The following is a 17,146-nucleotide window of genomic DNA, read 5'->3' on the forward strand; positions in this document are numbered from 1 at the left end:
GGTTATGCGTCCATCAGGGTAGTTTGCGGCAGCGTCAGCCCTTGTTGTTGCAGCGCCCAGGCGGCGCGCAATGCCAGGTGTTCTTTAAACGGTGCTGCGATCAACTGCAAACCAATCGGCAAGCCGCTGGCGGTAGGTAGCGGCACGGTACAGACCGGCAGGCCGAGGAAGGAGATCGGCTGGGTCAGCATCCCCATGCTGGCACGGGTTGGCAGATCCTGCCCATTAATACGAATGGTTTCCTGACCGATGGTGGTCGCGCTGCATGGCGTCGCCGGGGCGATCAGCACGTCAAAATGTTCAAACAGCGGCAGTACCTGCTGCTGGAAATGGCGACGGAAGCGCTGTGCCTGCACATACCAGGCGGAGGGCAGCATCGCACCCGCTAACAGGCGTTCACGCGAGTTCGGTTCGAAACGTTCCGGCATCTCACGCAGTTTCGGCAAATAGTGATTCCCCCCTTCGGCAGCGGTCAGGATAAAGGCGGCAGAGCGTGCAATCTCGGCATTCGCCATTGTCACTTCATCGCTGGCTGTCAGCGCTTTGGCAGCAATAGCCAGCGCGGCTCGCGCGTCATCATCACACCAGGTGGAGAAGAAACCGCCCAGCACACCACAACGCAGCCCTTCAAGTCCTTGAGTCAGGGTTGGGCTGGCTGCCGTCACCGGTTGGGCAGCCTGAAACGCATCGCTGGCATCCGCACCCTGTAAGGTGTCGTACACCAGGCTGAGGTCTTCTATTGAGCGGGCAAACGGACCGATATGGTCAAGGCTGGCAACAAACGGATGGCTGCCGCTACGCGATAAGCGACCAAAAGTCGGTTTCAGACCATAAATGCCGCACAGCGAGGCCGGTACGCGAATCGAACCGTTGGTATCACTCCCGAGGGAGAAATGCACCAATCCGGCAGCGACCGCAGCGGCGGAACCGCCCGAGGAGCCGCCCGCCACCCGGCTGAGATCGCGCGGGTTGTGCGTGGGTCCGTAATGGGTGTTTTCGGTGGTGAAGCCGTATGCGTAAGCATCCATATTCAACATGCCGGAGAGCAGCGCGCCTGACTGGCGCAGTTTGCTCACTGCCCAGGCATCGTCGCGTGCCGCAGGACGTTCGCTGAACAGGCTGGCACCGGCCAGGGTACTGTGCCCGGCGACATCAAACAGGTTCTTCACCGCATAGGGAATTCCCGCCAGCGGGGGGAGCGTTTCACCGCGCTGGCGTTGCGTATCCAGCTGACCCGCTTCTTTCAACATGCGCTGACCGGTGACTTCGGTCCAGGCATTCAGCGCCGGGTTATGTTGTTCAATCGCGGTCAATGTCTGCTCGGCAATGGCGCGTGCGCTAATCTCACCGTTGCTCAGTGCCTGTTGCAGCGCGCTTATCGAGAGGGTGGAAAGTTTCATAGCTTATACACTCCCGCCACTTCCATGCGATCGTCGAGTGGAAAGGCCATCAAGGGTTCGGCCATCGCGGCAATACGGTTGAATTGGGTTAAAAGCTCGGCGCGGCGCGCCTCATCCAGCTCCAGCGCCAGAATCTGTTCCATCTGGGCGATATAGGCGGCCCAGTCCGGTTGTGTCGTCATCTTTTCTCCTTAGAAACCTGCGGCGCTGCCGTTGCTGCGAGGGTCAAATGCGCCTTCAAACATGCCGTTGTTATGACGGATGATGGCACCTGCGTGACCCACCACCTCACTAAAATCGGGCAACACCTCCACTTCATGACCCAGCTCGCGTAATTGCTGCACCGTTTCCGGCGCGAAACGCGCTTCCAGCTTGAGGGAGTCAGAGGATTGTCCCCAGGTGCGGCCCAGCAGCCAGCGTGGTGCGCTCACCGCCTGTTGCAACGGCAGCCCCTGAATCACATGACGGGTAAAGATCGCCGCCTGGGTCTGTGGCTGACCATCGCCACCCATTGAACCGTAAACCATAGTGCGGCCATCTTTCAGCCGTGCCGCCGCCGGGTTAAGGGTATGGAAGGGCTGTTTGCCTGGTGCCAGTGCCAACAGGTGGCCCGGCTGTAAACTGAAAGCCGCACCGCGGTTTTGCCAGGTGATGCCGGTACCCGGCAGCACCACGCCACTACCGAATTCGTGGTAAATGCTCTGGATAAAGGAGACTGCCAGCCCGCTGCTGTCCATCACCCCCATCCACACGGTATCACCGGGGCCTTTACCGGTGCCCCAGGGAGCGGCAGTCGCATCATCAATCTGCGCGGCGAGGCCAGCCAGATGATCAGCATCCAGCAGGCTCTGCACATCAATGTCGATATGACGCGGATCGGTAATATGTTGGTCACGCAGGCCAAAGGCTTTCTTGGTGGCTTCAACGATGCGGTGCACGGTCTGCGCGTCATCCGCTTCCGCCATGTTGAGGCGATCGGTGATGCCGAGAATCGCCAGCGATACCAGCCCCTGGGTCGGCGGGGTCATGTTCCAGATGTCGCCTTCGCTGTGGGCCAGATGCAACGGCGTGCAGCGGCGTGCCTGCTGGCGTTGCAAATCTTCCAGCGTGATCGGCATACCCAGCGCGGACATCTCACGCGCCAGATGGTGCGCCAGCTCACCGCGATAAAAACTGTCTAACCCCTGTTCGCATAACAAACTCAGCGTGTTCGCCAGCGCCGGTTGGGTAAAGCGGCTGCCTGCGGCAGGTACTTCGCCATCGGGTAAAAAGTTGGCGGCAAAACCGGGCTGGTCCTGTAATTCATCACGTTTCGCTGCTGTCGCTGCCGCCTGTGAAGCGGTGACGGGAATACCGTCGGCCGCGTAGCGGATGGCATCGCGCAGCAGACGTGCCAGCGGCAGTGCCGGGCTGCCCAACTCAGCAGAGAAAGCCAGCGCCTCCTGCCAGCCGCTGACGGTACCGGCCACGGTCAGGGCCGCTTTGGGGCCACGGTGTGGAATTTTTGTTGCGCCGTGGTAGAAATCAAAGTGCGCCAGTGAACCGGCAGCACCGCTGGCGTCAATGGCGATCGGATCACCACCGGGAGGCACGATCAGCCAGAAGCCATCGCCACCTAAACCATTCATATGCGGGTAAACCACGGCGACAGTGGCGGCAGCCGCCACCATAGCTTCGATGGCGTTGCCACCTTCGCGCAGCACGGCTAAGGCACTTTCACTGGCGAGATGATGCGGGGTTACGGCCATACCTAACGGGGCCATATTGCTCTGTATCATAGTGAACTCATTTTTGGGTACATGGCAAAGTTATAGCAAGAGCTGTTCCAGTTTTGGTCGGACACCATTGTGGATCGATTTATGCTAGCTTGTGATGAAACGAAAGTTACAGGACGAATGATGAAACAGCTAGATGAACGCCTCCGCAGTCACTATCCGCAACTGTCGCCGCAGGAGCAGCGCATTGCCGATTTTGTCTTTGACCATTTTGATGACCTGATCAGCTACAACAGCGCCGAGCTGGCGCGGCTGAGCGGGGTATCAAAAGCCACGGTGAGCCGGCTGTTTAAGCGCCTCGGTTACGAAAAATATAAAGACATGCGCGATGAATTGCGCACGCTGCGCCAGAGCGGCATGCCGTTGACCGACAACCGTGATGCTGTGCAGGGCAACACGCTGCTGTCGCGCCATTATAAGCAGGAGATGGCGAACCTGACGCAGTGGGTCAACGGCATCGACCCGCAGCAATTTGGTGAGGTGATTCAGGCGCTGGCACAGGCAAAACGCTTGTTTATCATTGGTATGCGTAACGCCTATCCGGTAGCGCTGCACCTGCGCCAACAGCTGATGCAGGCCCGTCCTCAGGTCCATGTGCTGCCGCAACCGGGTCAGACGCTGGGTGAGGAGCTGGTGGATATCACCCCTGATGATGTGGTGGTGGTGATGGCATTTCGTCGCCGTCCACGCATTATCCGTCCGTTGATGCAGCAGTTGCAGCAGAGCAACATTCCGGTACTGGCGCTGTGCGAACCCCAGGCGCAGGGCATCCTCACCCTGGCGCGTTGGCAGTTGTGTGCGCCGCTCGACAGCGTCTCCGCCTTCGATAGCTACGCTTCTGCCATGAGTCTGATTAACCTGCTGGCCAATGCGTTGCTGCATGAAATGTTGTCAGAGGGGCGTCAGCGAATTCACCAGATTGCCGACCTTTATCAGCATCTGGATGAGCTGGAACACCGTTAAAGGGCACCTTTTTGGTGCTTTGCACCTTTTTTGATCAGAATCACAGACGGGCAATGCGCCCGTTTTTTTTCGTCTGATAATGCAGAAACCCTGATTTTACGTGGAAGTGTTCTTTTTGTTTCGGTTGGCACATTAGTTGCAGAACGATTCATCAAGAATCTTTTGTTTCACATAAACTCACCGGGGTGCATAATGAAAAAAGTTTTAATGGCGGTAGCGGGCGCTGCTCTGATGATGGCGCAGGTTGGTAGCGCAATGGCCGATCAGTTGCAGGACATCCAGAAACGCGGCGTGATCCGCATTGCCGTGCCGCAGGACTTCCCGCCGTTCGGTTCTGTCGGCACCGATTTACAGCCGCAGGGCTACGACATCGACATGGCGAAGTACCTCGCCAAAGAGATGAAACTGAAGTTGCAGCTGGTGCCCGTTTCCAGTGCCAACCGTGTGCCTTACCTGCAAACCGACAAAGTCGATCTGGTGATCTCCAGCATGGGGAAAAACGCCGAGCGTGAAAAAGTGATCGACTTCAGCCGTGCTTACGCACCGTTCTTCCTCGGCGTATTTGGTCCGAAAGGCGAAGAAATCAAAGATGCGGCGGCGCTGAGCGGCAAATCCATCGGTGTAACCCGTGGTGCGGTAGAAGATATGGTTCTGACCGGTATCGCTCCGAAAGATGCCGAGGTGAAACGTTACGAAGATAACAACACCACGCTGTCTGCTTATCTTTCAGGTCAGGTGCAGTTTATCGCCACCGGTAACCTGGTCGTCGCAGCGATTGCCCGTCAGAACCCGGCCAAAGCCCCGGTGGCGCAGTTTATGCTGAAAGACTCCCCGTGCTTTATCGGTCTGAAGAAAGACGAGCCAGCGCTGAAAGATAAAGTGAATGCGCTTATCGAGCAGGGCATTAAAGATGGCACCCTGAACAAACTGTCCGAAGAGTGGCTGAAAGCGCCACTGCCGGCCAACCTCGGCGCATAAGAAGGACGGCCAATGATTGGGCAACTTAACTTTGCTGCGCTGTGGCCACACTGGCCGGAGTTACTGGCAGGGCTGTGGGTCACCATCCAACTGACGGTGCTGGCAACGGTGGGTGGCGTCGCGCTGGGTATTCTCGGTGCCGCGCTACGCAGCGGTAAACCCAGCCTGGCGGGGCGCATCTGGGGCATTTACGTCGAGCTGATTCGTAACACGCCCTTTGTGGTGCAGCTGTTTTTTATCGTCTTTGGTTTACCCAATCTTGGTCTGAAACTGACGGCGGGCGAAGCTGCGCTGCTGGCGATGCTGATTAACCTCGGTGCCTACAGCACCGAGATAATTCGTGCCGGTATCCAGGTGACACCAAAGGGGCAATGGGAAGCGGGCCGTGTACTCGGCCTGACCCGCAGCCAGACGTTTTTGCGTGTGGTGCTGCCGCCGTCGTTGCAACGTATTTATCCGGCGCTGGTCAGTCAGTGCATCATCGTGATGCTGGGTTCTTCGGTGGTATCGCAAGTCTCCTATGAGGAACTGACCTTCGCCGCCAACCTGATTCAGTCACGCACCTTTTTGAGTTTTGAAGTCTATCTGGTGACGACGCTGATCTACCTGGCGTTGTCGATTGCCATGCGTCAGCTACTGCTGGCCGTAGGGCGTAAATGGTTTGGAGCGCAGCCATCATGACCACGTTTACCGATTGGGATATCGTGCGCAACCTGCTGCTGGCGGCGCGCTGGACGATTTTGCTGTCGCTGGTGGCCTTCTTTGGTGGCACGCTGGTGACCCTGCCGCTGCTGTTTCTGCGCCTGCTGCGTAAGCCGTGGCTGATGCGGGTGATTCGTGGTTATACCGAACTGTTCCAGGGGACGCCGCTGCTGATGCAGTTGTTTCTGGCTTTCTTCGGTGTCGCGCTGTTTGGCATCGACGTTGCCCCCTGGACCGCCGCCTCACTGGCGTTGACGCTCTACACCAGCGCCTTTCTGGTGGATATCTGGTACGGCAGCATCCGTGCCTTGCCGAAAGGGCAGTGGGAAGCCTCGCGCTGCCTGGGTCTGACCTTCGGCCAGACGCTGTATCGCGTGGTTGCCCCGCAGGCAATCCGCATTGCCATCGCCCCAACGGTCGGTTTTGCCGTGCAGGTGATCAAGGGCACCGCGCTGGCTTCAATCATTGGTTTTGTCGAACTGACTAAAGCCGGCACCATTCTGAACAACGTGACTTATCAGCCGTTTAAGGTATTTGGCCTGGTGGCGTTGGGTTACTTCCTGATGTGTTATCCGCTGTCGCGTTACAGCCAGTACCTGGAGAAAAAATTCAATGCCGCTCATCACCATTAATCAGGTACAGAAGTACTACGGCGACAACCACGTCCTTAAAGGTGTCGATCTCGATATCGAAATGGGCGAAGTGATCTCCATCATCGGACGGAGCGGATCGGGCAAAAGTACCCTGCTGCGCTGCATGAACGGGCTGGAAGGCTATCAGGAAGGCAGCATCAAACTGGGCGGGATGACCATTACCGACCGTGAATCGCAGGCGCGTGAAATCAGCCGCTCGGTCGGAATGGTGTTCCAGAGTTTTAACCTGTTCCCGCATATGACGGCGCTGGAAAACGTGATGCTGGCTCCGCGCCGCGTGCTGAAAAAAAGCGAAGCCGAATGCCGGGAACTGGCGAAGCAGATGCTGGAAAAAGTTGGCCTCGGTGAACGCCTGGATTATTACCCGGCCAATCTCTCGGGTGGTCAGCAGCAGCGTGTGGCGATCGCCCGTGCGCTGGCAATGCAACCCAAAGTATTACTTTGTGACGAGATCACCTCCGCACTCGATCCCGAGCTGGTGGGTGAAGTGTTGAAAGTGCTGGAGCAGCTGGCTGCCGAAGGTATGACGCTGATTCTCGTGACACACGAAATGAACTTCGCCCGCGATGTGGGCGATCGAGTGGTCTTTATGCATCAGGGGCGCGTCTGGGAGCAGGGCGACAGCAAAACGTTGTTCGCCAATCCGCAAACGGCGGAGTTGAAACAGTTTATCTCGACGGTCCGTCTCTAAGACATCAACAAGGAATTCATCATGGACATCACGCAATTTCCGCAAATCAATCCGCCGCAGCGTCTGCTGATGGGGCCGGGACCGATCAACGCCGATCCGCGCGTGCTGCGCGCCATGTCGACGCAACTGATTGGTCAATACGATCCGGCGATGACGAATTACATGAATGAGGTGATGGCGCTGTATCGTGGCGTATTCCGCACCGAAAACCGCTGGACGATGTTGATCGACGGCACCTCACGCGCCGGGATCGAAGCGGTCCTGCTGTCAGCGATCCGTCCGGGTGACAAAGTGTTGGTGCCGGTGTTTGGTCGTTTTGGTCATTTGTTGTGTGAAATCGCGCGTCGCTGCCGTGCGGAAGTGCACACCATTGAAGTGCCGTGGGGCGAGGTGTTCACACCGGATCAGATCGAAGATGCCATCAAACGTATCAAGCCGCGTCTGCTGCTGACGGTGCAGGGCGACACCTCCACTACCATGCTGCAACCGCTGGCCGAGCTGGGGGCGATTTGTCAGAAATATGGCGTGCTGTTCTACACCGATGCCACCGCCTCATTAGGGGGGAACGCGCTGGAGACTGACGCCTGGGGGCTGGATGCGGTGTCTGCCGGGATGCAGAAATGCCTTGGCGGTCCATCCGGTACCTCGCCGATCACCCTCAGCCCGCAGATGGAAGCGGTGATCCGCAAGCGTAAATGCGTGGAAGAGGGCATCCGCACCGCCGATCATCAGGACGGCGACGACGAGATGATCTACTCCAACTACTTCGACCTCGGCATGATCATGGATTACTGGGGACCGGAGCGTCTCAATCACCATACCGAAGCCACTACCGCGTTGTTTGGCGCACGCGAGTGCGCGCGCCTGATTATGCAGGAAGGTCTGGATAACGGAATCGCCCGTCATAAGTTGCACGGCGATGCGCTGCTGAAAGGCATTCAGGGGATGGGACTGGAAACCTTCGGCGACCTGCAACATAAAATGAATAACGTGCTAGGCGTGGTGATCCCGCAGGGCGTCAACGGCGATCAGGTGCGTAAGCTGGTGCTGGAAGATTTCGGTATCGAGATTGGCACTTCCTTTGGTCCCCTGCACGGCAAAGTGTGGCGTATCGGCACTATGGGCTATAACGCGCGCAAAGATTGCGTGATGCAAACCCTGACGGCGCTGGAAGCGGTGCTGAATCATCTCGGCTTCCGTTCCACCCAAGGTGCGGCGCTCCAGGCGGCCTGGGATCACTACGGGAGCCACGCATGAGTGAAAGCCTGATGACCGCCAGCGAGGCGCAGTTAGCCGCCGCCCGTGTCATGGCGCGTTGCGATGCACTGGCTGAGATCAGCGAAACCGACGATGGTCTGATGCGTGTCTACCTCTCGCCGGAGCAGATGCGTGCCAATCAGCGTGTCGGCGAGTGGATGCAGGCGGCAGGAATGACGGTGTGGCAGGATGCGGTGGGTAACATTTGTGGCCGCTACGAATCCGCCACTCCAGGCGCACCGGCGCTGCTGCTCGGTTCACATCTCGACACTGTACGTAATGCCGGGCGCTATGACGGTATGCTCGGTGTGCTGACGGCCATTGAAACCGTGCAGTGGCTGCACGATCACCAACAGCGTCTGCCGCTGGCGGTGGAAATCGTTGGCTTTGGCGATGAAGAGGGCACGCGTTTTGGTATCACGCTGCTCGGCAGCCGGGGCATTACCGGAAGCTGGCCGGAAAGCTGGATTACCCATCCTGATGGCAACGGTATCACCGTGGCTCAGGCGATGCAGGATGTCGGTTTAGATGCGGCAAAAATTCTCGACGCCGCGCGTGATGTGAACGATATCGCCGCCTATCTGGAGCTGCATATCGAGCAAGGCCCATGTCTGGAGCAGGACGATCTGGCGCTCGGCGTAGTGACCGCCATCAACGGCGCACGCCGCCTGAACTGTCGCTTTACCGGCGAGGCGGGGCACGCGGGTACGGTGCCGATGACGCACCGTAAAGATGCGCTGGCCGCTGCCGCCGAGTGGATGGTGTTTATTGAGCAGACCACCCGCGAGCTGGACCCGCAGTTGGTGGCGACGGTCGGGACGCTGCACTGCGCGCCCGGCGCGGTGAATGTGATCCCCGGCGAAGTACAACTGTCGCTGGATGTGCGTGGCCCACAGGATGAACCGCTGGAACGTTTGCTGTCGATGCTGCTGACTCAGGCCGAGGCCATCGCCTTACGCCGTGGGCTGACGTTTGATGCCGATGAGTTTTATCGCATCAACGCCACCGCCTGTGATGCGCGTCTGCAACAGGCGCTGAGTCATGCGGTCGAAACGGTGCAAGGGCGCAGCCTGTCTCTGCCCAGCGGGGCAGGGCATGATGCGATTGCCATCGCGGAACGCTGGCCGGTCGGCATGTTGTTTGTGCGCAACCATCGCGGTATCAGCCATCATCCGGCAGAGTCGGTGCAGGCTGCGGATGTGGCGTTCGGCGTGCAGGCTTATGTGCAGGCGGTGTGCGACCTGGCCCGTGGATAAAAAGGAGTGGTGGCATGAAGCTGGAAAACTTTAATCAGTTGTCGCCCGCGGAGGCGCAGGCGGCGATTGCCCATTGTGTCGCCATTCCTGCCTGGCAACAGGCGCTGGTGGCAGCGCGTCCATTCAGCAACCCACAACAGTTGCTGGCTGAGGCGGAGCGTCTGGCGCAGCAGTGGCAGGGGGCGGAGCTGGAGCAGGCGCTGAGTGCACATCCTCGCATCGGGGAAAAAGCCGCTGGCGAAGGCAAAGAAGCCACGTTTTCGCGCAGTGAGCAATCGGCGATGCTGGATGCCAACGGCGCGTTACAATTTGCCATGCTGGCGGGTAATCAGCGTTATGAACAGCGCTTTGGCCGGGTGTTTTTGATTCGTGCCAAAGGGCGTAGCGGTGAAGAGATGCTGGCAGAACTGCAACGTCGGCTTAACAATGATGTCGTGACCGAACAGCAAGAAGCGCTGACGCAACTGCGGGAAATTACCTTATTAAGGTTAAAGGAGAGCATCGCATGAGTACCATCACCACGCATATTCTGGACACCGCGCTGGGTAAACCGGCGATTGGGGTGGCGGTCGCGCTGGAGCAGGACAGCCCGGAGGGATGGTGGCTGCTGGCACAAGGCCACACCGATGCTGACGGGCGAATTAAAGACCTGACACCGGAGCCGTTAGCACCGGGGCATTATCGTCTGGTTGCCGAGATTGGTGATTATTTTGCAGCAACAGGGCGTGATGCGTTATACGTCAGTGCCCAGATCGATTTTGTGCTGGGTGAAACCGGCAGCCATTATCATTTGCCATTTCTGATTTCGCCCTGGTCGTGGTCGACTTATCGCGGTAGTTAAGTGCGGTCTGTTACCCTCACCCCGGCCCTCTCCCATGAGGGAGAGGGAGATGTGCCATATGCCAGATTGACTCGATCGGTTCCCTCTCCCGCTGGCGGGAGAGGGTTAGGGTGAGGGTATTACAACGTAAACTGATCCGCATCGCGCCACGCCGGGAAGCGATCGCGATACGCCTGCAACTCCTCCAGCGACAATTCCGCATCAATACGCGCACGGGCAAACGGCTCGGCGGCCGCCAGAATCTCACCCAGTGGTGAAATAATCCGGCTGTCGCCGCTGTACTGATGTTGATTGCCATCGCTGCCGACGCGGTTGCAACCCGCCACATAAGCCTGGTTCTCAATCGCTCTTGCCATCAGCAGTGACTGCCAGTGCAGTGCACGCGGTGCTGGCCAGTTGGCGACGAACAACGCCAGATCATAATCATTACGGTTGCGGGTAAACACCGGGAAGCGCAGGTCATAACAAATCTGCGGCAGAATACGCCAGCCGCGCCAGGTGAATACCTCACGGGTTTCACCGGCAACATAATGCTGATGTTCATTTGCCATGCGGAACAGGTGACGCTTGTCATATTGATGCAGCGTGCCATCCGGCTCAACCAGCAGGAAACGGTTAACCGCGCCTTTTTCGGTCTGAATCGCGGCACTGCCGCCAATCAACGCATTGCTGGCTTTGGCGTGCTGATGCAACCATGCGACGACCTCTTCCTGCGGTAGCGAGCTTTCTGCCGCTTCCATCGCAAAGCCGGTGGTAAACATCTCCGGCAGCAGAATCAGATCGCGTCCTTCAATTCCCTTCAGTACGCCGTCGAAATGACGCAGATTGGCCGCGCCATCCATCCAGCTCAGGGTTTCCTGCAATACGGTAATTTTTAAAGCTGACATAAACGCTCCGCTGCGGCGTCGAGCGTCGCTTCCTGTTTAGCAAAGCACAGGCGGATCAGCTTATGCGGGAACGGATCGGCGCAAAATACCGACAGCGGAATGGCCGCTACGCCAACTTCTTTGGTCAGCCACTGGCAGAAGCTGACGTCATCCAGATCGGAAATCGCGCTGTAATCCGCCAGCAGGAAGTAGGTGCCTTCACAGGGCAGCACTTCAAAGCGGCTTTTCGCCAGCGCCTGCACCAGACGATCGCGACGGGCGCGGTAAAATTCCGGCAGCTCACGATAATGTTCTGGCTCGGCACGCAGCATATCGGCAATCGCCAGTTGCGCCGGGGTATTCACCGAAAAGGTGAGATACTGATGCACTTTGCGGATCTCGGCGCTGATGGCGGCCGGTGCCACGCAGTAACCTACTTTCCAGCCGGTCATATGGAAGGTTTTACCAAAAGATGATACGGCAATTGCCCGCTGACGCAGTTCGGCATGTGCCAGCACGCTGGCGTGTCCCTCTTCGGCGAAGCAGATGTGCTCGTAAACTTCATCGCTCAGGACATAGATTTCCTGCTCGGCGATCGCCTGCCACAGCGCAGCGTAATCGCTTTTGCGCCACACGGTGGCGGAAGGATTGTGCGGCGTATTCAGGATCACCAGACGGGTTTTAGCACTCAGCAGGCTGCGGAATTCAGCCCAGTCGACGCGGAAACCCGGTGGCTGCAAGGCGATGCGTTTCAGCACGCCACCAGCCAGTTGTACCGCCGGGGCATAGCTGTCGTAACTGGGATCAAAACAGATCACTTCATCGCCCGGGCGCACCAACGCGGTGATGGCGGCATATAAGGCTTCGGTGGCACCGGCGGTGACGGTAATATCGCTGTTGACGTCCGGCTGGTGGCCATACAACTCAGCGGTTTTGGCGGCGATGGCTTCGCGCAGCGGCAGTGCACCGGTCATCGGCGCATACTGGTTAGCGCCCTGGCTGACGTGCCAGGCCAGGCGCTCCTGTAAATAGCGTGGACCGTCGAAATCAGGGAAGCCCTGAGACAGGTTGATAGCGTTATATTGCTGCGCCAGCGCGCTCATTTGGGTAAAAATGGTGGTGCCGAGCGCCGGTAATTTGCTCTCGGGAATCAGGTTGTGCTGCGTCATTGATCTTTGCCTTCAGCGCGAATGTCGTTGCGGAGTTAACCCTCTGTTGCTGCCACTATAAACAGGATGTTAATATTTGGCAATCGAGACGCTTAGACGTCCAAACTAACCTGCGGGATATCAACATCGCTATGACCGATTTTCTTCCACTGGAACAGTTGGTGGCGGCCTGCCACTGGATTGGCGCAAAAGGCTGGGCACCGGCCACTGGCGGCAACATGTCAGTGCGTCAGGATGACGAATACTGCCTGCTGAGCGCATCAGGCAAGGATAAAGGGCGTCTGACGCGCGATGACTTTATTCAGGTAGAGATCGCCACTAACGCGGTACCCTCCGGGCGTAAGCCGTCGGCGGAAACCGGCCTGCATACCTTAATCTATCGCCTGTTTCCGCAAGCAGGCGCGGTGTTGCATACCCATACGGTGAACTCGACGGTACTGTCGCGCGTGGAAAAGGGCAGCGCGTTGCTGCTGAGTGGTTATGAGATGCAGAAAACCCTCGCCGGTCAGGAGACTCACCTTAACACTGTCGCGATTCCCCTGTTCGATAACGACCAGGATATTGATGCGCTGGCGGAACGTATCGCGGCTTTTTCCCGTGAGACGCCGCTGCGTTACGGCTTTTTGCTCCGCGGCCACGGTCTGACCTGCTGGGGCAAAGACGTCAATGAAGCCCGCCGTCATCTGGAAGGGCTGGAATTTTTGTTTGAATGTGAACTACAACGTCGGCTGCTGGAGGCCAGATGATTCGCGCAATTGTTACCGATATTGAAGGCACCACCAGCGATATTCGCTTTGTCCACAACGTGCTGTTCCCCTATGCCCGTCAGCATCTGACGGCGTTTGTTCGTGAACATCAGGACGACGCGCCAGTGGCGGCGGCGCTTGCGGCGGTACGTGAGGAGTCCGGCGCAGCGCAAGCTTCGCTGGACGAGGTGATTGCTACCCTGCTGAGCTACATCGATCAGGATCGCAAATCACCCGGCCTGAAAGCGTTGCAGGGCATGATCTGGCGAGATGGCTATGTCAGCGGCCAGTTTACCGGCCATCTCTACCCGGATGTGTTACCCGCATTTGAACGCTGGCAACAGCAGGGCAAGGCGCTGTACGTATATTCCTCCGGTTCAGTGGCGGCGCAGAAATTATTATTTGGCTACAGCGATGAAGGTGATTTAACGTCGTTGTTTAGCGGCTATTTTGACACTGGCGTCGGTGCCAAGCGCGAAACTCAGTCCTATCGCAATATCGCGCAGCAGATTGGTTATGCGCCGTCGGAACTGTTGTTCCTGTCCGATATTCATCAGGAACTGGATGCCGCTGCCGAAGCGGGCTGGCATACCCTGCAATTAATTCGCGGCGAGGCGGATAGCGAAAGCCGTCATCGTCAGGTAAATGATTTTTCCCAGATTAACCCGGAGTCGATTTAGGATGAGTGCACTGACCATTTTTACCGATACCGAAGCCAGCCAGCCGGTGTGGCACAGTACCGATGCAGAAGCGATTCGCGAGCGTCTCAACGCCAAAGGCGTGCGTTTTGAACGCTGGGAGGCGGATCGCGATCTGGGTGCCAACCCGGATTCTGACACGGTGATCAAAGCTTATCAGCATGCGATCGATCGTCTGGTGGCCGAAAAAGGTTATCAGAGCTGGGATGTGTTGAGCATGCGTGCCGACAACCCGCAGAAAGAAGCGCTGCGCAGCAAGTTTCTCAATGAACATACTCACAGCGAAGATGAAGTTCGCTTTTTTGTTGAAGGTTCAGGTCTGTTCTGCCTGCATCTGGATGGTCAGGTGTACCAGATCCTGTGTGAAAAACAGGACCTGATTTCAGTGCCGGCTGGCACGCCGCATTGGTTTGATATGGGTTCTGAGCCGCACTTTACCGCCATCCGTATTTTCGACAACCAGGAAGGCTGGATTGCGAACTTCACTGGCGACAGCATTGCGGATGCTTATCCGCGTCTGGCTTGATTTGGCGCGAGTTATGGCCCTCACCCTAACCCTCTCCCGCAAGCGGGAGAGGGGACTGATCGAGCCTATGGAACATCTCCCTCTCCCTCATGGGAGAGGGGACTGATCGAGTCAATCTGGCATATTGCACTTCTCCCTCTCCCTCATGGGAGAGGGGACCGATCGAGTCAGTCTGGCATATTGCACGTCTCCCTCTCCCTCATGGGAGAGGGCCGGGGTGAGGGTAACAGACCGCACCTCACCGCACCTCACCTCACCTGAAAAATCCCCTCTTTAACCTGCTCAGGCGTCACCACGCCGGTATCCAGCACCCAACCACTGATTAACGCCGCGGGCGTGACATCAAACGCCGGGTTGTAAACGGCAGCGTTCTCTGGTGCCCACTGAACGCTGCCAAAACTGCCTGCTACGCCGGTGACTTCGCTGGCGGCGCGTTGTTCAATCGGAATGGCGTCGCCATTCGGGCACAGGCGGTCCAGCGTGGTATGCGGTGCCGCTACATAGAACGGTACGCCGTGGTACTGCGCCAGCACCGCCAGGCTGTAGGTGCCTATTTTATTCGCCACATCGCCATTGGCCGCAATGCGATCCGCACCAACCCAAATGGCATCAACCACGCCGCGCGCCATCAGGCTGGCAGCCATTGAATCGGTGATCAGATGGTAAGGAATTCCCAACTCACCCAATTCCCATGCGGTCAGACGGCCCCCCTGCAACAACGGACGGGTTTCATCCACCCAAACATTTTTCACCTTACCCTGCTGGTGCGCATGAGCAATCACCCCCAGCGCGGTGCCCACGCCTGCGGTCGCCAGGCCTCCGGTGTTGCAGTGGGTCAGCAACTGGCTGCCTGGCTTCACTAACGCGCTACCTGCCCGGGCAATGTTGTCGCACAACTGTTTATCTTCCTCTACCAGGCGCAGTGCCTCGTGGGTCAGCGCGCTGACAAAATCCGGCTGTGCCAGCGCCACTTTCATGCGATCGAGGTTGTTCATCAGATTTACCGCCGTCGGACGCGCCGCACGCAGTACCTCCAGCGCTTCAGCCAGTGCCGCCTGCGCCATGCCCTGTTCCGCCAGCAACGCCAGCAGCAGGCTGGCGGAAAGGCCGATTAACGGTGCGCCACGCACCCGCAATGCGTGGATATGATCAACCAGTTGTGCGACATCGTGTGCAGGCAACCAATTTTTCTGCTGGGGTAGCGCCTGCTGGTCGAGGATCCAGAGCTGGTTATCGCGAATTTCCAGGCTGGTAGTGCGAAGTGTTTGCATGGTGTGAAATCCCTGTTGCGTTAATGGCGGCTATTGTGCCAACATGCGTGACGGATGTATAGACGTCTGAACGGCTTATTACTTACGATTCACGAGGAACAGGCAATGTCGCAATACCGTACGTTCACCGCTGCCGATGCTGTGGAATATGCAAAACAATTTGGCGGTGTGGACGATCCGTCAGCGCTGGTGAGCGCCGAGGAGATCGGTGATGGAAATCTTAACCTGGTATTTAAGATTTACGACAACCAGGGCGTCAGCCGTGTGGTGGTTAAGCAGGCGCTGCCTTATGTGCGCTGCGTCGGTGAATCCTGGCCGTTAACCCTGGATCGTGCCCGTCTGGAAGCGCAGACGTTGGTAGAACACTACAAACATTGCCCGCAGCATACCGTGCACGTAACCCATTACGATGCCGATCTGGCGGTGATGGTGATGGAAGATCTCTCCAGCCATCGCATCTGGCGTGGTGAGCTGGTGAAAGGCGCATATTATCCGCAGGCGGCCAGCCAATTGGGCGAATACTTGGCGCAGACCCTGTTCCATACCTCCGATTTCATTCTGCATCCGCATAAGAAAAAAGCCGAAGTTGCGCGCTTTATCAACCCGGAGATGTGCGAAATCACTGAAGATCTGTTCTTCAACGACCCCTATATCGACCATGAACGCAACAAATATCCGGCAGCGCTGCAATCGCTGGTGGAAAGCCTGCGCAGCGATGATGCGCTGAGAATTGCGGTGGCTGGTCTGAAGCACCGTTTCTTTGCCGATGCGGAAGCCTTGTTACACGGCGATATTCACAGCGGATCAATCTTTGTGGCGGATGGCAGCCTGAAAGCGATTGATGCGGAATTTGGCTACTTCGGTCCGATTGGTTTTGATGTTGGCACCGCGCTGGGGAACCTGCTGATTAACTACTGCTGCCTGCCGGGTCTGCTGGCCCCGCGTGAAGCGGCGGAAGCGCGCGAACGTCGCCTGAGCGATGTTCATCAGGTCTGGAGCATTTTCGAGAGCCGTTTCCTCGAGCTGGCTGCCGCCAAAACCTCCGACGTGGCGCTGGCATATCCGGGTTATGCCGCAGCCTTCCTGCGTAAAGTCTGGAGCGATACCATCGGTTACTGCGGCACCGAGCTGATTCGCCGTACCGTAGGGATGTCGCATGTGGCGGATTTCAAACTGATTGGCGATGATGCGATGCGTACCGAGTGCATCCGCAGCTGTATCACCCTGGGACGCACGTTGATTCTGGCGGCTAACCATATTGATGATGTTGATGGATTGATTGCCCGGATTCGTCAGGCGGGATAAATCGTTCAGCAAGCGCGATAAATCGCGCCGCTACGACTTCGTGCGGCGC

The 17,146-nt window shown here is 57.7% G+C and carries 19 protein-coding genes; 13 read left to right on the plus strand and 6 right to left on the minus strand.

Annotated features, from left to right (window positions below; all coding sequences use genetic code 11):
- Positions 1–2 precede the first annotated feature (2 nt).
- From AC6I8N_RS04385 to AC6I8N_RS04395, 3 genes are read right to left on the minus strand one after another with little or no spacing between them, the layout of a single operon-like run.
- Complete coding sequence (locus AC6I8N_RS04385) at positions 3–1,400, minus strand: AtzE family amidohydrolase (RefSeq protein ID WP_497830119.1); 1,398 nt, start codon at positions 1,398–1,400, stop codon at positions 3–5.
- A complete protein-coding gene (gene hpxX / locus AC6I8N_RS04390) occupies positions 1,397–1,582 on the minus strand; it encodes an oxalurate catabolism protein HpxX (protein ID WP_021186140.1) in 186 nt (61 codons plus the stop codon). The genes AC6I8N_RS04385 and hpxX overlap by 4 nt, the downstream gene beginning before the upstream one ends.
- A 9-nt stretch (positions 1,583–1,591) precedes the next feature.
- Positions 1,592–3,178, minus strand: coding sequence for a gamma-glutamyltransferase family protein (locus tag AC6I8N_RS04395; protein ID WP_497830120.1), 1,587 nt, complete (start codon positions 3,176–3,178; stop codon positions 1,592–1,594).
- 120 nt (positions 3,179–3,298) lie between these two features.
- Here AC6I8N_RS04395 and hpxU point away from each other — a divergent pair, with 120 nt between their 5' ends.
- The 9 genes from hpxU (at position 3,299) to uraH (ending at position 10,516) form a co-directional block, all read left to right on the plus strand.
- On the plus strand, positions 3,299–4,138 hold the full coding sequence (gene hpxU / locus AC6I8N_RS04400) for a MurR/RpiR family transcriptional regulator HpxU (RefSeq protein WP_021186142.1): 840 nt from the start codon (positions 3,299–3,301) through the stop codon (positions 4,136–4,138).
- A 192-nt stretch (positions 4,139–4,330) separates the two neighbouring features.
- Positions 4,331–5,116, plus strand: coding sequence for a transporter substrate-binding domain-containing protein (locus tag AC6I8N_RS04405; protein WP_021186143.1), 786 nt, complete (start codon positions 4,331–4,333; stop codon positions 5,114–5,116).
- Positions 5,117–5,128: 12 nt separating this feature from the next.
- On the plus strand, positions 5,129–5,797 hold the full coding sequence (locus AC6I8N_RS04410) for an amino acid ABC transporter permease (RefSeq protein WP_021186144.1): 669 nt from the start codon (positions 5,129–5,131) through the stop codon (positions 5,795–5,797).
- Positions 5,794–6,450 (plus strand): amino acid ABC transporter permease, encoded by a 657-nt coding sequence (locus AC6I8N_RS04415; RefSeq protein ID WP_021186145.1) that lies wholly within the window; start codon positions 5,794–5,796, stop codon positions 6,448–6,450. The genes AC6I8N_RS04410 and AC6I8N_RS04415 overlap by 4 nt, the downstream gene beginning before the upstream one ends.
- On the plus strand, positions 6,431–7,162 hold the full coding sequence (locus AC6I8N_RS04420) for an amino acid ABC transporter ATP-binding protein (protein ID WP_013507994.1): 732 nt from the start codon (positions 6,431–6,433) through the stop codon (positions 7,160–7,162). Before AC6I8N_RS04415 ends, AC6I8N_RS04420 begins: the two co-directional genes overlap by 20 nt.
- Positions 7,163–7,183: 21 nt before the next feature.
- Positions 7,184–8,419, plus strand: coding sequence for a pyridoxal-phosphate-dependent aminotransferase family protein (locus AC6I8N_RS04425; protein ID WP_497830121.1), 1,236 nt, complete (start codon positions 7,184–7,186; stop codon positions 8,417–8,419).
- Entirely contained in the window at positions 8,416–9,675 is a 1,260-nt protein-coding gene (hpxK, locus tag AC6I8N_RS04430; RefSeq protein WP_208724888.1) for an allantoate amidohydrolase, read from the plus strand. The genes AC6I8N_RS04425 and hpxK overlap by 4 nt, the downstream gene beginning before the upstream one ends.
- A gap of 14 nt (positions 9,676–9,689) precedes the next feature.
- Positions 9,690–10,184, plus strand: coding sequence for a 2-oxo-4-hydroxy-4-carboxy-5-ureidoimidazoline decarboxylase (gene uraD, locus AC6I8N_RS04435; RefSeq protein WP_021186148.1), 495 nt, complete (start codon positions 9,690–9,692; stop codon positions 10,182–10,184).
- Complete coding sequence (gene uraH / locus AC6I8N_RS04440) at positions 10,181–10,516, plus strand: hydroxyisourate hydrolase (protein ID WP_497830122.1); 336 nt, start codon at positions 10,181–10,183, stop codon at positions 10,514–10,516. The genes uraD and uraH overlap by 4 nt, the downstream gene beginning before the upstream one ends.
- Before the next feature lie 119 nt (positions 10,517–10,635).
- Here uraH and AC6I8N_RS04445 read toward each other — a convergent pair whose 3' ends face one another.
- Together AC6I8N_RS04445 and AC6I8N_RS04450 are read right to left on the minus strand one after the other, a co-directional pair.
- A complete protein-coding gene (locus tag AC6I8N_RS04445; RefSeq protein ID WP_021186152.1) occupies positions 10,636–11,403 on the minus strand; it encodes an amidohydrolase in 768 nt (255 codons plus the stop codon).
- Positions 11,391–12,551 carry a pyridoxal phosphate-dependent aminotransferase gene (locus tag AC6I8N_RS04450; protein ID WP_497830123.1) on the minus strand — a complete coding sequence of 387 codons (1,161 nt, stop codon included), beginning with the start codon at positions 12,549–12,551 and terminating at the stop codon, positions 11,391–11,393. Before AC6I8N_RS04450 ends, AC6I8N_RS04445 begins: the two co-directional genes overlap by 13 nt.
- A gap of 131 nt (positions 12,552–12,682) precedes the next feature.
- Here AC6I8N_RS04450 and AC6I8N_RS04455 point away from each other — a divergent pair, with 131 nt between their 5' ends.
- Genes AC6I8N_RS04455 through AC6I8N_RS04465 form a run of 3 tightly spaced genes read left to right on the plus strand, consistent with a single transcriptional unit; the run spans position 12,683 to position 14,521 of the window.
- Positions 12,683–13,297 (plus strand): methylthioribulose 1-phosphate dehydratase, encoded by a 615-nt coding sequence (locus AC6I8N_RS04455; protein ID WP_208724896.1) that lies wholly within the window; start codon positions 12,683–12,685, stop codon positions 13,295–13,297.
- Positions 13,294–13,977 carry an acireductone synthase gene (gene mtnC, locus AC6I8N_RS04460; protein ID WP_021186155.1) on the plus strand — a complete coding sequence of 228 codons (684 nt, stop codon included), beginning with the start codon at positions 13,294–13,296 and terminating at the stop codon, positions 13,975–13,977. Before AC6I8N_RS04455 ends, mtnC begins: the two co-directional genes overlap by 4 nt.
- 1 nt (position 13,978) lies before the next feature.
- The gene (locus tag AC6I8N_RS04465) at positions 13,979–14,521 is read left to right on the plus strand and encodes a 1,2-dihydroxy-3-keto-5-methylthiopentene dioxygenase (protein ID WP_497830124.1); all 543 of its coding nucleotides are present in this window, start codon (positions 13,979–13,981) and stop codon (positions 14,519–14,521) included.
- A 248-nt stretch (positions 14,522–14,769) separates the two neighbouring features.
- Here AC6I8N_RS04465 and mtnA read toward each other — a convergent pair whose 3' ends face one another.
- The gene (mtnA, locus tag AC6I8N_RS04470) at positions 14,770–15,792 is read right to left on the minus strand and encodes an S-methyl-5-thioribose-1-phosphate isomerase (RefSeq protein WP_415175019.1); all 1,023 of its coding nucleotides are present in this window, start codon (positions 15,790–15,792) and stop codon (positions 14,770–14,772) included.
- Between the two features lie 105 nt (positions 15,793–15,897).
- Here mtnA and mtnK point away from each other — a divergent pair, with 105 nt between their 5' ends.
- Positions 15,898–17,097 (plus strand): S-methyl-5-thioribose kinase, encoded by a 1,200-nt coding sequence (mtnK, locus tag AC6I8N_RS04475; RefSeq protein WP_021186158.1) that lies wholly within the window; start codon positions 15,898–15,900, stop codon positions 17,095–17,097.
- Positions 17,098–17,146 lie beyond the last annotated feature (49 nt).

It is taken from the genome of Pantoea sp. X-Soil-TKNS-1279 (genome assembly GCF_059730565.1).